The sequence below is a fragment of the Enterovibrio calviensis DSM 14347 genome (assembly GCF_000621165.1).
Taxonomy (GTDB): Bacteria; Pseudomonadota; Gammaproteobacteria; order Enterobacterales; family Vibrionaceae; genus Enterovibrio; species Enterovibrio calviensis.
Map to the genome: position 1 here is coordinate 546,697 of NZ_KK211218.1, position 14,671 is coordinate 561,367.

The window sequence follows — 14,671 nt, forward strand, 5'->3', positions numbered from 1 at the left end:
ACGGATGGCGATGCGAATTACATTTTCGCGACTCGATCATGATTGAGATGCGACATCAATTTTCGTCATAAACTGTTGGCACGGTGGCAGGTGTTGGGGAAATGGCGCTTCTCCATTCCTGATCCGCGTAATGTTCTCAACGACGATTTTTGCAGCACTTTGCGCTTTCGTTGCACCCGCGATATGGGGCGTAATCCAAACGTTTGGATGCTGCCACAACGCAGAAGTCGAAGGCAGAGGCTCTATGCTGTGCGCATCAAGAACTGCCCCTTTAATCCGTTTTTGACGAATGAACTGGAGCACTGCCTTTTCATCAATCACATCACCGCGGCTGATATTCACGAGCACCGCATCAGTAGGAAGCAGCGACAGCGTATGTGTATTGAGAAAGTGGTGAGTTTGCATCGTCAACGGCAAACAGTTCACCACAACGCTGGCATGCTCAAACGCGTCACTCAGTGCGTCTGCACCGCTGAACGTCTCAACGCCGGACACCGATTTAGGCGCGGCATCCCAACCGTTAACACGAAATCCATTAGACGCAATAAACGCCGCGACCTTGGCACCGATTTGTCCCAAGCCAAGCACGGTGACACCGAATTCACTAGCGGTAGGCACCTGATGTCGATGCCAATACTGCGCCGCTTGTTGTGCCTGATAACTGTCGAAGCCTCGATGAAAATGCAGCACCCAATACAGTGCATACCGTGCCATCTCCATCACGACATCGGGATCGATCAGCCTGACAACGGGAACGGAAGGCAAATATGTTTCCCGATCAATGTGCTCAGTCCCCGCACCCAGCAATAGAATTGCCTTCAAATTGGGGTAGCGATTTAAATCCCCGAGCGGGTGATCCCATACCAAGGCAAATTCCACGTCATCCGGTGTTATCGCGTCTTCTGGCGTGAGCACGACATCATCGGGCAATAGCTCACCTAGCGCATTTCGCCAAGGTGCGTTTCCATAGCCGACGTTGTTTAGCAGAATCGCCATAGTGTCCCTGCCCTGATACATAACATCACTCAAGCCTGCTGAAATCTTGACTAAACCTATTCCATGTGTAAAACAAATATAATTGGTCTGTTAATTCGTGTTTTTCGATATCAGAAGCGGCTTGCGGTATTTCACACAGGAAGAGGTGTATACCCAAGCAACCTGAAGATGCTCGATGTCAGAGGCCATCAGGGTGTTCAATTCAAGGCAAAGTGACGCCTTGATCATAACGTCAGTAAAGCTCGCTGAATCCTGCATCTTCAGGTTACTTGGGGATATAAATGAACATTGAAACCATTCGCGCCTTTTTAGAAGTTGTCTCGACGGGCAGTTTTCAGCAGGCTGCAGAGAACCTCTACATCACGCAATCAACCATGAGTGCGCGGATTAAGGGGTTGGAAGAAAGATTGAATCGCCCGTTGTTTCAGCGCACACGTCACGGTGTGGTGCTCACCACGGGTGGACACAAATTTCTTCGCCATGCCAATACCATGGTGAAAGCGTGGGAGTATGCGAGATTAGAAATCACGCTACCGGATGACGCAGAATCAATTGTCACCATTGGGTTTCATCTCAATGTCTGGCCGCTTTGGGCCAATGATTGGTTTACGTGGATGGAAGAAAATCACCCTCAATTAGCAACCCAGGCGAGAGCCGATGCCTCTGTTCCTTTGATAAATCGCTTGAAAGAGGGACTCGTCGATTTAGCCGTTCTGCATGAACCGCAACAAAGCCCACAGCTAGCCGCTCAGTTTTTGCGTGAAGATGAATTGATATTGGTTTCCAGTGAAGCAAGAAGCGTGGAAGAGCGCCAAGTGGCAGGCTATATCTATGTCGATTGGGGAGAGAGTTTTCGTGCACAGCATAACCGACTCTACCCAGATGCGCCCTATCACCGAATTGAGATCAGCCAAGCTGTGGTTGCGTTGGCGCACATAGAACACCACGGCGGTTCAGGTTATTTCCCGAAAAACCTCGTCAACGAACATCTCAATGACGGGCGTTTAACAGAAGTCTCTGGCGCAGCGTCACTCAAACTGCCCATTTATCTCGCATACCTTCAATACCGAAAAAATGAACCCACGATTCAGGCCGCAATAGATGGCCTTAAGGCGATTGCATGAGCATAAAAATAACAGCGATTAAACGGCAGAAAGTGGCGCTTCCCTTCACGCATCCAATCAAAACAGCCATTCATGATATGCGCTCTGTCGGGTGTTTGTTAGTAACCATCGAGACAAACCAAGGCGTTGTTGGCGAGAGCTATCTATTCACGCTCAATGGCGCAAGGCTGAACGCATTTGATGAAATGGTGAAAGGCTTAGGCGAGTTTTTCGAGGGAGAAAATCCGCGATATATCGAGGGCATTTGGCAGCGAATTTGGTCGGAAATCAACCCGACGGGTCACAAAGGCGTAACCATTGCTGCCCTTTCGGCGCTAGATACCGCCTGTTGGGATTTGAACGGGAAGCTCGCTGAATTACCGCTTCACCATCTGTTTGGTGCATGTCGGGACGAAATCGACACCTATGCCAGCGGCGGCCTTTGGCTGACCGATGATGAAGACCAACTGAAACAAGACGCGAAGGATTTTCTCGCACAAGGTTTTCTCGCCATGAAAGTGCGCGTTGGAAGCACAGATATTCAACGGGACATCAAACGCGTGGGCATCGTCCGAGACTTGATTGGCGATGACATCCAATTAATGGCGGATTGCAATCAATCACTCTCCGCCAAACAGGCTATTCGACTGGGAAAAGCGTTGTCGCCATTTAACCTGACATGGCTAGAAGAACCCGTCTCTGCGGATGATTTAGACGGGCATGCTGACGTCAAAACGGCACTGGATATCGACATTGCCAGCGGCGAAACCGAATACACCCGATTCGGCATGCAAGCCATGCTACAAAAACGCGCTTGCGATATCTTAATGCCCGATCTTCAGCGCGTCGGTGGCCTCAGCGAAATGCGGAAAATAGCGGCACTTTCCTCTGCTTACCACGTTCCTATTTCGACCCACATTTTCACAGAGCACAGTCTTTCCATTGCCGGAAGCGCGCATAACTGCGTATCGGTCGAACACATGCCGTGGTTCGAAGCGTTGTTTAACGAAGAAATGGAATTACGGAACGGGAAGATCCAAATCCCACACCGACTAGGTTGCGGATTCACGTTTAACCACAGTGCTATCGCGAAGCTGAGAGTGTTGTAGGTAAGTTAGAGACAGTGTGTATATTCCTGCCTCACCGCAGAATTTGATGACCTCAAAGCAGGAAAATTAATGAGACATCCCATTGAATGTCATCCCCCATTACGTTGGCGTTTGAATACGGCGATGGTCACACCGAGTTAGGCAAGCGTTCGCATTTGGTTGGTGGCAAACAGCAGCCGGTGAGAGGTTCGGGCAAACGAAGTAGATGACTTTGTTGCTCGAGAGCATTGGCTGCTGGCGCAGCCAAAAGAATGCTATTGCCCATTGACCACAGAAGGCTCATATGTGTTATCTGCGATTCTATTGGTCCCAGAATTTCACTTGTTTTCGCATATTAGCTTCATCTAACAAAGGTTTGATCTTCATATATATTTCAGGGTCTATAGCCTTAATGGATTCCCAAACCTCTGTTTTCTTTTCGGCGATATACTTATTCCGGCGCAAACTACTATTCAGAGTGTTGTACATTAATCTAAGTTCATCCGCAGAGTCTTCATGTTCTTTGAGATAGTCTTTACAATCATCGGTCACGTCTTTCCACATTACTTGCCTATCAGCTTCTCTATCAAAATGCGCCGGAGTAAGCCTATGAGGAGCTTTATTTCCCATAATAGGTACGTTCGCTCTCTGATAAATTTCCCCAACCAACTCCGAGCAAAACGCTTTATGTTCACTGCCTAAGATTAGAAACTTGTGATTATACGACTAGTCTAAAAAATAAAATCCATATAGAACTAATGCGTTTTTTTACTTTGAGGTAAGTGCTTTAACCGAATGATGCGCCAGTTATCTTTTATTTCTTCCAATTCATTTAATACAAACATCAAATGCACCCCCACCAACGCCGGCCGAATGAATAAAGCAGCCATAACTTAAACAGAAAATCACATGACTAGAACGAGATTTTGAGTAAATTAATTTTTGTGCAGGACTGAGGCTAGCGGAAATCACTCCCATACCACGCACCAACATTATGTCACCTAGTTGCATCAATTCTCCATGATACCGATAGCGGCTAACGCCGAACATAAGATGCGCCACAATAAACTTACCAAGCGCACCGGAGTCAATCCCCAAACCACCGAGTGTAATGCGTCACCTTGATGTTTTTGTTAGCAATTCTGCTAAGTGGGGCTCGACTTCAGGTCTGAGCATGTGATGTTGCATCGAGTCAATGAAAGTGAGTGGGATTTGGGATACTTTAGCTTTTCTTTCATTTTTTCTCATTAATCTCATACCTTTGCATCTTTTAAAATACTGTTTAATGAGCCTTTTACGCTCATCACGTGAGATACTATCATTGAGAATAACAACGTGAAACACCAAAGCACCTATTACTATTTGCTTAACTGAAAACCCTGTAGGTGTTTGTGGAGCCCATGATATTCTTGGATAAAATGGATTTACATATCGATGTTCATCAGCATCCAAATCTTTTCCGCATTCATGATATTGGTCATTTGTTAACTTTAGAGGTTTAAGCAACCCGGCGGAAATAATGAATTGAGAGGGAACTGAACTTTCCCCAAGAATAAACCCTTTAAATTTTTCGAAGACCCCTTGGTGTTTGCCGCTAGCTCTGGACGAATTGTAAGCAACTTTTAGCAACCACCTAGAAAGCTCATTGTAATTATGCTCAAGATATAATTTATTTTCTTTGAAATTCGAGGTAAACACCCCAGCCTTTTCAAGTACCTGTTTTGCATGCCCATCAAGAGCTCCCAAAACGACATTGTTGCATTCTGCGCAGACATCTTTAATTACTGCTTCACCATCAACTATTTTTTGTGGCTTTTCTCTCCATCCAGATATTTTTCCTTTTTTGTTTCTCTCCTGGTACTTATACACAAAAGAAGGAAGGATATGTTCTCTAGTCAACGACCTATCTTTATTACAATATACACATAGACCCATTAAAACCCCCTTGATTTCTCGCGCCAAATTAAGATCATCTAAACAACGTAACCACTTTATCTAAACCATTGTGCCATTAAAACTAAGCTTGCTTGAAGTGACAGTGTCAATTATCCAGAATCACTCTTAAATTTCTCGTTATACAGATGGTTACCCTACTAAATCAATGACTGGGGGTAGTTTAATTAGACCAGATTGAATCGCTGAAAATATGGTAAGTAGTAGTGTTAGTAGCACTAACCTAGCCTGCAACGCTTGTGACTCTTCGAATTTTCGCTCGTCTTCCTCGTGTCTTTCTATTGTTTCGAGAGCCTGAGGGCTAGCGTGATATCTTTCCTCGATATTTACAACGTCGTTTGAGTTAACCAATGATGACAAGTAAAAGGTTACCTTCTTCTGTTGTCCTCTTTGGGCTGGGTGAAATACCCATTTCGGACCGTACATTTTTTTCATAAGATCCTGTTGAGATAACGGCTCTCCCGAGTTCATGTGATGCTCTGCCAGTAAATAGAGCAGCTCCATACGGGTCTTCGTAACAAACTTTTTCTTGTAGAATCTACTCTGTTTGTTCTCATGATAAAAACGTTGAATCCGTAATAAAACGTAAACAAACCCAAACATTCTATGAAAAGCAAAGTCATAGATATTCGAGTAAGACACTGAAGACAAACCATAGTAGTGTGTTATATCCAAACGATACTTATCTAAGTCCGATAATTCTATTTCCCCTGAACCTGTATATTCTTGGCCATTCCAATGTGAACCCTCAAGTACTGATCTTTCTTTATCAAATGACGTAGCTAAAAAATATGGTTGATCTTTGATATCAAGAGCAACTACGAAGCAGTTAACAGTTTTAGCTCTCTCACCAGAACGAGGAATTCTTTTTGTAGCAGACTCATCAACTATTTTATCGAAATAGTAGCTGTATAGTTTATTTTTTATCACACAAAAAACCCATTAATTTGTCTTACAATTTATTAGATCCCCAAATGGGAAATTAAACACCCCTTTTTGGGATTTTATCTGCATATGGCTTATGCAAACCTCTGGCATAAGCCCATGTTTTTATGAAGGTAACATAGAGAACACCAAAACCGAGAGCGAGAAAAAACGACAAAATGGGGTATTTCCACACACTTCACGTTTGGCATAAGGAAATCTATCGAACAGTCTTAATTTGAGAGTGATGGGGTTGGCTTTATCCAGCACGAAAAAGGGCATTTTCATACCAGAACGGATTAGCCTGACTCAGCCTGAGACAAAAATGAAGATGACACCCCCTGCACTACGCAGGGGGTAGTTTTTGTTACAAGACGCGTTTCATTTCTGCATATTCACCATTGGTTCTGAGTATCACCATGACGGTTTCATCGTTTCGGTTCCGGAAAAACCACCCATGGTTGCCAGTGAATGCAGCGATTAGCTCACCTTTGTCATCTGGTACACCTCGGCCTTTTTCATAGCTGATTGAACGTCCATTGCCGTCACCGTGTGTGTCGTAATTGACAGGTCCACCCTTTGACTTCCAACTAAACGTTGCTGTCTGTCCTTTTTCCATCACAAGTTTGACTTCCGCACCTTGTCCCGGCTTGAGCGATAGCAAGATAGTGTCTTTCCACTCAGGGGCTGTTGCCTCCACAACGGCAGAGGTAACAGGTTGGGCAGGTTCAGCAATGGCCTGAACGACAGCTGCTGGTTCAGGCGTAGATTCAATAGCCGTTACGGGTTCGGTAGTTTCAACAATGACGACGGTTTGTTCTGCGGCATTGTCCTCGGCTGCTTCTTGTGCCAATTGATTTTTTATTTCCCCCATCTTTGTTAGCCCAAGCGCCTTACCGGCACCTGTAGGGTCAATTGCGTATTCAGCAGGCAGGATCACTGCAACGAGAATGACGATGGCCGAAACCAATGCGATAAGCGTGGAACGAACAAGCTGTTTGGTAGAAGGCAACTCTGCACGTGTAGGCATCTCTGAGTTATACATAATTCAATCCTTTAGATTATTGGGAAACAACATAGCCCGTTAACTGATAACCGATGAGCATGAAACCGAAGCTCATCATAACGACATTGGCGGTATACGCATGGCGATAGAAATGTGTATGTCGTCGCCAAAATCCCATCACAATCAGGATGACGCAAAGTGCCAGTATCTGACCGATCTCTACGCCAATATTGAACGCAATGAGATTGGGAATTAACCCGTCAGGAGAGATGTTGTACTCGATAATTTTCGAGGAAAGGCCGAACCCATGGCAGAAGCCAAACAACAGCGTCGCCAGTTTGGTATTGGGTTGAAACCCAAACCAACGCTGGAAAGCACCCAAGTTGTCCATGGCTTTGTAGACCACAGAAAGCCCGATAATGGCATCAATGATGTAGCTGTTGATCCCTATGTTGAAATATACGCCCAACAGCATGGTTGTTGAATGCCCAAGAGCAAACAAGCTGACATACAAGGCGACATGATTTAGTCGATAGAGAAAGAAAATGACTCCAAACAGAAACAGGATATGGTCATAACCCGTTACCATGTGCTTTGCACCTAAGTAGATAAACGCGGTGAGGTTAATACCTGTAATTTCCTGAATATACCCTTTGTCACCTTGAGCGACGGCATGTGCTAGCGCATCAGTGCTCATCACCGTTAATAGGACAAGAGATAACAGAAAGAGCACTTGTTTAACGTGGTTTCCCAACCCAATAGGTAGCAGGCTTTCTTCCCGTGAAGAAAGTAACATCATAAAAACTCCGAAATATTGATTGAATGATTGTATCGCTACGTTTTCAGCGTAGCGGATATTAAGCAAACAATGGCAACTTCGGAGGGCGCTCTATTTGGAAAGGGGTACGGATAGGCAAGCCAATAGCGGAAATAACTATTTGGGTATCTAACGAAGCGCAAAGCACAAAGACGCGACTTCCATTGAAGTGGGCATTGTCGTGCGAGTGGTTGCTGGCATCATGATGAAATGGATGCTCTGCATCTTCCCCGTGACGGTGAGAATAGACATGAGAATGCCCATGTTCTGCCTCGATTGCCGCAACAGGATTGTGGGACTGAAACTCACCAATAGCAAAAGACGTCGTGCTTATCGAGACGACAAGCAACATCACATAACACACAGATTGTAAAACCAGCCGGGAAAACATCGTTGTTATCGTCTTATGAAGTGCGGGGGAATGGAGTGGAGTTTGTCACGCTAAACCACTCAATGGATACTCGTTCAAGCGTACTAAAATAACGGGGTGCCGAATACCTTGAGTAGCGACATGGCGATCACAAAACGTACAATTGATATCAATGCGCCTCTATCCGCCTATCCCTAGCGACATCCATTTACGACAATTCAAATGAGTAAACTTATCGCCCTAATTCAAGCACAATATGAACGTGCCAGAACTGTTCGGTCTGATACGAATATGGACAAAAACGGCTTGGACTGGCGTTCAAAACCCTTGGGCATGAATATGGAGAAGTATCTTTAATTGCATGTGGAAATTTACTGAATATAACGACGCGGAATCAAAGCCAAATTACCGCTAACCATCTAAACATAATATTAACTGTAGATAGTTTTCACTTTTGGAAAGATTACCCCTGCTTGATGATCGCTTGAAATACAAATTCCAAACGGGTTAAGTGACCTATCCTACGATGACAAAAAAATTAATTACATTTACTTTCCACCATGAACAACTCACATCACGCATATATACTTAAAATCAATGAATATATTCTGAAGCGAAATAAAAAAACCTCCCCTCGTTTCCTTTTTACTAAGCACACCAACACACTAAAAAGGAAAACAATATGATCAAGAAAATCTGTCTGTCTGCTGCTTTAATGACTCTTCCATCACTCTCTGTGGCTGAGGAGTCAACCATTATCAACGGATTGGATTTTGGGCCTTTGGCTGGTTTGGTTGGAACATGGAAGAGTGTCGACACAGGTGGTGTTGATGTCGCCCCAGGACAAGAAGGTACTAAGCTGGGTAAAGGCGGCCCGTCAGTGAAGCCTTTTTATGAAATCATTACCTTCACTGCCGCAGCAGATGCAACAAATGCGAGCGACCAGTACCTTGTTTCGCTCTACTACGAGCAAGAGGTGTTCAAGAAAGAAGATAATGCCAAGTTCCATGACCAACGTGGCTACTTGATTTATGACAAGGTCAATCAGGTTGTTTATAACTCGTTTTGTGTACCACGCGCTGTTTGCATTGTGACCCAAGGCGAGGCTGGAGATAATATTCAATTTTCCACAGCAAAAGAGGGAATGGCGCAAAGCCAGTATATGTTAGAGAACGCAACAACATCTGATTTTAAGATGGTGTTAGATTTTTCTGAAAAAGATATTCTTCGATATACACAAACCACCAGCCTTAATATTTATGATAAGCCTTTTTCGCATACCGACTCTAGTACGTTAATGAAGATCTCCGAACCAAATAGCCCGAAGGTATACTAGTGGGTTCAAGCTGAGGGAATGCTAACCACTCATAGAAATTTAATTAAATAGTGAACGACATTGCCTTTTATCACCCTAAACGGTGAAGATCCTACAATATCCAGTCCGAAAATAGGCTGATACTTGTTATGAAGCCAGTAGGCATTCCCTGCTGGCTTTTTTATCCCCATCAAACACACGGCGAACACAATGTGAAACGCAGTGTTAGCAAGGCAGAGAATCAACTGATTACAGATGTGTGACTGGAGCTTTTGCCATTGGCTTCAGCATGGTCGAATGTTGGGTGATGCAAAAACAGTCTCGCCCAAATGCCAACCTTTCATCCAACACTTTAGAGCCTAAACCCTCATACCTGCGCAAAGAGTCAGTTCATCAACAATACCGGCGGAAAGTATTGAAAATTGGAATGACGAGAATACATCAAAGCAGTGCAAGCAAATACAAACCTAGGCACATAAAAACCAGTAAATAACGCCTATAATCAAAATTATTATTAAGAGTGAAATTTTGGTTAATGCCCATTTATATTTACTCAATGCACGTATACCCAAGCAACCTGTAGATACTCGATTTCAGAGACCAACAGGTTGTTTGGGGATATAACTAGTAAGCAATGGAATTGTTGATGACTTCTTTTAAAACCGTATTCGGTATCGACTTACGTACTCTGGCTTTGTTCCGTATCGGTCTCGCCTTGATGATTTTGGTGGATTTAGTTAGCAGAGCTCGTGACATTGCTGCGTTCTACACGGATGACGGGCTGCTGAGTCGCACGGCCTCCATGGCACTTTCCTCAGATTTTCGACTTTCACTGTATTGGATGAATGGCAGTGAATGGTTCGTCACCTTACTCTTTGTGATTGCTGCGCTGGTTGCTCTCCTGCTCCTCTTTGGCTACAAATCCCGAACCATGGCGTTTATTAGTTGGATTTTTCTTTTCTCCATCGTTAACCGAAACAGCGTGATTGTAAGCGGCGGTGACGTATTGTTGGTGATTATGTGTTTTTGGGCAATCCTTCTGCCCATTGGCGCAAGATTCTCAATAGATAGTTCGTTGAATCGTCGATACAAAGCAGACGAAAACGCAATACCTCAGGACCACAGATACTTTTCAGTTGTCTCGGTCGCCGTTCTTCTTCAGGTCATGTATCTGTATTTTTTCACCGCATTATTAAAAACGTCTGATGACTGGCAAGTCACCATGGATGCCGCATACTACGCCGTCCATATCGAACAACTCGCCACCGTGTTTGCCATTTGGATGAGAGATTTTCCTGCGCTTCTGACCTTTGGTACTTACTTTGTCTGGTATCTAGAAATCATTGCGATATTTCTGGTTTTCTCTCCTATCTTCCACGTTCAATTGCGATTGTTCACACTTGCATTGTTGATCGTCATGCACAGCGCCTTCTTCTTTTCTCTTCACATCGTGCTTTTCCCGTTTATCGACTTTATGTCACTGAGCTTACTCATTCCGAGCGTGTGTTGGGACTGGTTAGCCAAATTCAATACCAAACCTAAACGGAAAGACATCGTCATTTACTATGATGAAGGCTGTGGGTTCTGCAAGAAAACCTGCTTAATACTCCGAAATTTTCTTCTTCCCGACAGCGTGAAGATACACCCTGCACAGCAGTATCCAGACATTTACCCAATCATGGAAAAGGAAAACAGCTGGGTGCTTTGTGACCATCAAGGCGGCTTGCATACTCACTGGAATGGCGTTCAATACCTGTTTAGGGTGTCGCTACTTTTTAGACCCATCGGCGTTGTCATGGGATGGAAGCCCCTATTAGGAGTTGGAAATAAACTCTATCGTTGGATCGCAGATAACCGAGACATGATGGGGCGAATAACTGAACGTTTTCTGCCTTATAACGACCAAAAAGATCGTGCTGGTTACGTAGAAAATTGCGTGGCCTTGGGTGCACTTTATATTGTGACGTACTACAACGTTAGCGGTGTTCAACAGTTTCATGTGAAGCGGCCGCAACACGTCTCGATACCCGCTAAAGTACTTCGCATTGATCAACACTGGGGGATGTTTGCTCCATCACCCCTAAAATTATCTTTGATGCCGGTCATCGAAGGTAAAACCCGAGGTAACGAGGTGGTTGATGTTTGGAATATGAGCTTTGCCCCACCTAGCCGAGTGATACCTGAACTTCTATCGGCTGAGTTCAAAAATTATCGCTGGCGCAAATACTTTGGAAGGTTACATTCAAATCGAGACAAGAAAGTACTCGCAGGTTATGGCGGCTATTTATGCCAACAATGGAACAACCAAGTGTTACCCAAAGACAAACAGTTGGCTTCTTTCACAATCGAGTTTGAACGACTGAGAACCATGCCAAACTATAAGCCACGTAGACCCTCAAAAGTCAGAGTGTGGACGCATTGGTGCTTCAAAGAATACGCAAAAAAATAAGTTAGTCCGATACGACAATGTATCACTGTTAACTGTGCGTGCCGATGCAATGCCTTGGTCACCCCATTGCATCGATAGCAATAAAAGCACTGTTATAGTAAGAGCCGATTACTTGCATCCAATTTAAAAAAGCAGCCAAGAAACTGGCCAGATTCGACTAAACAAAACAACTTAGCGATGTTGTGATGAACCTGAACGCCTTCATAGAGAAGCTCTTTGTTCAGCGGATTATCGATAGGTACCCCAGCATCCCGTAAAAGAAACATATGACCAAAGCGATCCCTGATCGTTACACCGTTCCATTTTTCTCGTAAAACGCTCAGGTTGTCACTCAGACCTATGCCCAAGTAACCTGAAGATGCTCGATTTCAGAGGCCATCAAAACGTTAAAGATAAGCCAAACACCATAACAACAAATGATGAATGAATGGGACGCCAATGAGAAATTAATGAACAATGATGCAGAGGTTAATTAAGAACGAATGATAAAAATTATTTAACCTCTTCTTAAATAAAAGACAAAGCAATCATTTTATCAAATTTATTAGCACACCCTAACCCTACAACTGGTTAAGGTTTGACTTTCAAAAAAACCCCCACAACAATAGTGTGGTATATTATTTAGTTACTAAATATATACATAGATTAATTACGTCAATAATTGGCTTTGTCACGAAAAGGAAAAGATGATGAAAAAAATAAAATTTGTTGCGAAAAAGGGACCTGTTTTAGCCACGAAGAAAAAAGATCCTACTCATCCCCCTACGCCACCTAATCCAGGCCCTTGTTGTGGAACACCATAGTACGCCTTAAAAAAACTAGTAGGCGTTTAAAACATTAAATTAGGGGATGATGTACCATCCCCATTTTATATCACTATTTGGGGAAATGGACTTTCCTCTGCACCCGGATCGGACTGTGACCCGAAATTATTACTTATATAACCTCATCTACAAAAAAAGAAAATATCATTCTTTATCTTTTCTACTGTTAGCTTTATTGCTAACAGCGTTTCAAGCGCCACTGCCCTACCTGTCTGGGCATCTCATCGACCAAGTACTCCCTAGCGCAGACTCTGAGTTACTTCTGAAGACCGTTTTATTGCTCGCAACTCTTTATAGCGGTTACTTAGTGCTTAGTTATGTTAACGCACGATTTCGCTTGAAAGTACGCGAAGAGATCATGATTGATTTTAACCAGGATGTGATTAAAAGCATACTGGGTTTGAATTATAACCAGCGGTTAAAAATCAACAACGGTGACCTACTCTCTAGAGTTACAAGGGATATAGACCAGTTCGAAGTCATTATGCCTTATGGGTTATCAAGCGCGATCCATCATTTCGTCTTGTCGCTCGTTTTATTAGTGATCGTTTTTTTCATGAATTGGCAATTAAGTGCCATTCTTCTTGTCCTGCTGCCTGCTGCCATCCTTGTTTACATGAAATTTGATGGCGCTCTATGGTCATCGTCTAAAGAAGAAACGGATGCATCCGCAAAAAAGTTTACTGTCGTACAAGAAACCATTGAAGCTGACGCAGAAATAAAAACATACGATGCAGAAAATTTCTTTTTGATTCATTGCCGAAAATCCGTTGAAAACTTAGAACGCAAACGCTTCACTCGACAGTTATATGATACCAAAGTGAGCATGATCATTATGGGAATTCCCATGATAGCTATGGTCATTATTTGGTATCTTGGTGGTGCCATGGTCATTGAAGAACAACTGACTGTTGGCTTGATCATCACCTACACAGCTACACTCAACTTGATGGTGCCCTCACTGATTAGGATCATTGAGTTTGCATCAAGCATCCCCAATGAATTGACCGCGTTAATGCGTGTCAAAGAATTGTCTGATTTAGCGCAGAAACAATCTCAGCAACGTATTACCGATAGCGTTGAGCCCAACATAGAACGATCAACCGCCATTGAGTCGATGACGTTAGTGGGCATGAGTTTTTCCTACCAACGCGACTACCCTTTATTCACCAACCTAGACTTGGCTTTCAAAAAAGGTCAGGCACATTTGATTAACGGCGGCAACGGTGCGGGAAAATCAACGTTGCTGACCATTCTAAGTGGAGAGCTCAAACCTCAATCAGGGCACATCGCACTCGACACTATTCACTTAAACACCCTACCTAGTCGATCTCAGTGGATTTCCATGGTGCCGCAAAAAATCCATATTATTTCAGACTCTATTCGTAACAACGTGACGTTTGGCATGGACGTTGAGCCAAAACAGATTCAAGCAGCGTTATCTCTAGTAGGTCTGGATAAGTGGGTTGAGCGCCTGGACCAAGGCATTGATCATGTCATTAAAGACGCGCATTCAGAGCTATCAGGAGGCCAAGTTCAGAAATTAGGCCTCGCTCGTGCCTTGCTACGCGATACACCTATTTTGCTAATGGACGAGCCCACGAACAACTTAGACAGTGAAGCGGTAACCTTGCTCATTGATGTTATTCGTTCTCAAAAGCAGTCAAAGATTGTGGTGATTGTAAGCCATGATGATCGCCTATTTGATGCGGTCGATCGCGTCGTTTATCTCGAGAATGACAGCTTAAGTAACGCGACTCGCGTGACTGAAACGGTGACCAAAGAAGGTTAGCCAAGCGAAGGTTCGTTTATTTGGGTAACGTCAT

12 protein-coding genes are annotated in these 14,671 nt (G+C 43.9%); 5 read left to right on the forward strand and 7 right to left on the reverse strand.

Features of this window, described 5'->3' with window-relative positions; translation table 11 throughout:
• Nucleotides 1–36 precede the first annotated feature (36 nt).
• The gene (locus tag Q365_RS26015) at nt 37–996 is read right to left on the reverse strand and encodes a 2-hydroxyacid dehydrogenase (protein ID WP_051563858.1); all 960 of its coding nucleotides are present in this window, start codon (nt 994–996) and stop codon (nt 37–39) included.
• A gap of 281 nt (nt 997–1,277) precedes the next feature.
• Between Q365_RS26015 and Q365_RS0123700 the strand changes: the two genes are divergently transcribed.
• Together Q365_RS0123700 and Q365_RS0123705 are read left to right on the forward strand one after the other, a co-directional pair.
• Nucleotides 1,278–2,120 (forward strand): LysR family transcriptional regulator, encoded by an 843-nt coding sequence (locus Q365_RS0123700; protein ID WP_028025698.1) that lies wholly within the window; start codon nt 1,278–1,280, stop codon nt 2,118–2,120.
• Nucleotides 2,117–3,208 (forward strand): mandelate racemase/muconate lactonizing enzyme family protein, encoded by a 1,092-nt coding sequence (locus Q365_RS0123705; protein ID WP_211254274.1) that lies wholly within the window; start codon nt 2,117–2,119, stop codon nt 3,206–3,208. The genes Q365_RS0123700 and Q365_RS0123705 overlap by 4 nt, the downstream gene beginning before the upstream one ends.
• Nucleotides 3,209–3,508: 300 nt before the next feature.
• On the opposite strand, the gene Q365_RS27290 is transcribed toward Q365_RS0123705, so the two are convergent.
• The 6 genes from Q365_RS27290 to Q365_RS26845 all read right to left on the reverse strand — a co-directional run bounded on the left by Q365_RS27290 (nt 3,509) and on the right by Q365_RS26845 (nt 8,239).
• Entirely contained in the window at nt 3,509–3,817 is a 309-nt protein-coding gene (locus Q365_RS27290) for a hypothetical protein (RefSeq protein WP_245621606.1), read from the reverse strand.
• A 486-nt stretch (nt 3,818–4,303) separates the two neighbouring features.
• Nucleotides 4,304–5,086, reverse strand: coding sequence for a hypothetical protein (locus Q365_RS0123720; protein ID WP_155859047.1), 783 nt, complete (start codon nt 5,084–5,086; stop codon nt 4,304–4,306).
• Nucleotides 5,087–5,272: 186 nt separating this feature from the next.
• Entirely contained in the window at nt 5,273–6,070 is a 798-nt protein-coding gene (locus tag Q365_RS0123725) for a hypothetical protein (RefSeq protein ID WP_028025701.1), read from the reverse strand.
• A gap of 361 nt (nt 6,071–6,431) precedes the next feature.
• Nucleotides 6,432–7,109: a hypothetical protein gene (locus tag Q365_RS0123730; protein ID WP_028025702.1), complete on the reverse strand. Its 678-nt coding sequence runs from the start codon at nt 7,107–7,109 to the stop codon at nt 6,432–6,434.
• A 16-nt stretch (nt 7,110–7,125) separates the two neighbouring features.
• Entirely contained in the window at nt 7,126–7,869 is a 744-nt protein-coding gene (locus Q365_RS0123735; protein ID WP_028025703.1) for a HupE/UreJ family protein, read from the reverse strand.
• 58 nt (nt 7,870–7,927) lie between these two features.
• A complete protein-coding gene (locus Q365_RS26845; RefSeq protein ID WP_155859048.1) occupies nt 7,928–8,239 on the reverse strand; it encodes a hypothetical protein in 312 nt (103 codons plus the stop codon).
• Between the two features lie 703 nt (nt 8,240–8,942).
• Between Q365_RS26845 and Q365_RS0123745 the strand changes: the two genes are divergently transcribed.
• From Q365_RS0123745 to Q365_RS0123760, 3 genes are all read left to right on the forward strand, one after another.
• A complete protein-coding gene (locus Q365_RS0123745; protein ID WP_028025704.1) occupies nt 8,943–9,593 on the forward strand; it encodes a heme-binding beta-barrel domain-containing protein in 651 nt (216 codons plus the stop codon).
• 625 nt (nt 9,594–10,218) lie between these two features.
• Nucleotides 10,219–12,021 carry a DCC1-like thiol-disulfide oxidoreductase family protein gene (locus Q365_RS0123750; RefSeq protein WP_028025705.1) on the forward strand — a complete coding sequence of 601 codons (1,803 nt, stop codon included), beginning with the start codon at nt 10,219–10,221 and terminating at the stop codon, nt 12,019–12,021.
• Between the two features lie 888 nt (nt 12,022–12,909).
• Nucleotides 12,910–14,637 (forward strand): ABC transporter transmembrane domain-containing protein, encoded by a 1,728-nt coding sequence (locus tag Q365_RS0123760; RefSeq protein WP_081796379.1) that lies wholly within the window; start codon nt 12,910–12,912, stop codon nt 14,635–14,637.
• Nucleotides 14,638–14,671: the final 34 nt, after the last annotated feature.

What these genes read in the sequence shown, in the direction of transcription:
- Q365_RS0123735 (WP_028025703.1), bottom strand. Translation starts at nt 7,869, where the DNA reads ATGATGTTACTTTCTTCACGGGAAGAAAGCCTGCTACCTATTGGGTTG.
- Q365_RS0123705 (WP_211254274.1), top strand. Translation starts at nt 2,117, where the DNA reads ATGAGCATAAAAATAACAGCGATTAAACGGCAGAAAGTGGCGCTTCCC.
- Q365_RS0123700 (WP_028025698.1), top strand. Translation starts at nt 1,278, where the DNA reads ATGAACATTGAAACCATTCGCGCCTTTTTAGAAGTTGTCTCGACGGGC.
- Q365_RS0123760 (WP_081796379.1), top strand. Translation starts at nt 12,910, where the DNA reads ATGGACTTTCCTCTGCACCCGGATCGGACTGTGACCCGAAATTATTAC.
- Q365_RS0123750 (WP_028025705.1), top strand. Translation starts at nt 10,219, where the DNA reads ATGACTTCTTTTAAAACCGTATTCGGTATCGACTTACGTACTCTGGCT.
- Q365_RS27290 (WP_245621606.1), bottom strand. Translation starts at nt 3,817, where the DNA reads ATGGGAAATAAAGCTCCTCATAGGCTTACTCCGGCGCATTTTGATAGA.
- Q365_RS0123730 (WP_028025702.1), bottom strand. Translation starts at nt 7,109, where the DNA reads ATGTATAACTCAGAGATGCCTACACGTGCAGAGTTGCCTTCTACCAAA.
- Q365_RS26845 (WP_155859048.1), bottom strand. Translation starts at nt 8,239, where the DNA reads ATGTTGCTTGTCGTCTCGATAAGCACGACGTCTTTTGCTATTGGTGAG.
- Q365_RS26015 (WP_051563858.1), bottom strand. Translation starts at nt 996, where the DNA reads ATGGCGATTCTGCTAAACAACGTCGGCTATGGAAACGCACCTTGGCGA.